This is a genomic window from Pseudazoarcus sp. NS36 (assembly GCF_059703705.1).
This window is the reverse complement of the sequence record NZ_BAAKJA010000013.1, coordinates 1-1112: the sequence shown is the minus strand read 5'-3', so window position 1 is coordinate 1112 and position 1112 is coordinate 1. Positions and strand designations below refer to the sequence as shown.

Genomic DNA, 1112 nt, shown 5'->3' with positions numbered 1-1112 from the left:
TTGCTGCTTCCCGGCGCGCCAGTTGGCGGCAAACTCCGCCGGGGTGTTATTGCCGATGGCACTGTGTGGTCGGCATTCGTTGTAGTCCCTGCGCCACGCGGCAATTCGGATTCTCGCCTCCGACAGCGAGCAGAACCAGTGTTCGTTGAGGCACTCGTCGCGAAACTTGCCGTTGAACGACTCGATGAAGGCGTTCTGTGTCGGCTTGCCCGGCTGGATCAGCTTCAAATTGATGCCTCGCTGATATGCCCACTGATCGAGCGCTTTGCCCGTGAACTCAGGACCTTGGTCGGTGCGTATCCCCTGCGGATAGCCGCGAAACCTTGCCATCTCATCAAGCGCGCGGGTGACGCGCACGCCGCTGATACCGTGATCAACCACGATGCCGACTGACTCTTTGGTGAAGTCATCGACTACCGTCAGACACTTGATCCGCCGCCCTGAACTGAGCGCATCGAACACGAAGTCCATCGACCAGACCTGATTGGGCGCAGCCGGCAGACTCAAACGCTCCCGTTCAACGGCAACGCCTTGGCGTCGCCGCCTGCGCTTGACCATCAGCCCTGCCGCCCGATACAGACGATAGACCCGCTTGTGGTTGGCCTGAACGCCCTCGCGTTTGAGCAGGATGTGCAGCCGCCGATAGCCAAAGCGCCGACGCTCCTGCGCCAGTTCAACCAACTTCGCCTGTAGCTGCGTGTTCTGAGTGCGCGTGCGCGGCTGGTAGCGCAATACCGTGCGGGACAGCCCGATCAGTTGGCATGCGCGGCGCTCGGAGATGCCGGCATGCGCTTGCATCTGCTGAACCGCTTCTCGCCGCTCTGTCGGGCTTACCCTTTTCCCCGTGCAACGACCTTGAGCGCCTCGATATCCAGGTGCGCCTCGGCCAGCAGCTTCTTCAACCGACCGTTCTCCTGCTCCAGTTCCTTCAGGCGCCTCGCGTCCGGCACCGTCATGCCGCCGAACTTGGCCCGCCACGTGTAGAACGAGGCGTCACTGAAGCCGTGCCGACGACACAACTCCTTGACCTGCACACCTGCCTCGGCCTGCTTCAGAAAATCCAGAATCTGCTCTTCCGTAAAACGCTTCTTCACTGCCGTCTCCTGTTCGGA

At 61.3% G+C, this 1112-nt stretch carries 1 protein-coding gene; it reads right to left on the bottom strand.

Features of this window, described 5'->3' with window-relative positions; all coding sequences use genetic code 11:
- A protein-coding gene (locus AC6H0R_RS15305) for an IS3 family transposase (protein ID WP_497582231.1) occupies nucleotides 1-1094 on the bottom strand; the annotation gives its coding sequence in 2 pieces (ribosomal slippage) (nucleotides 1-845 and nucleotides 845-1094; 1095 coding nt annotated over the 2 pieces). This gene is flagged as partial in the annotation.
- Between the last annotated feature and the right edge of the window lie 18 nt (nucleotides 1095-1112).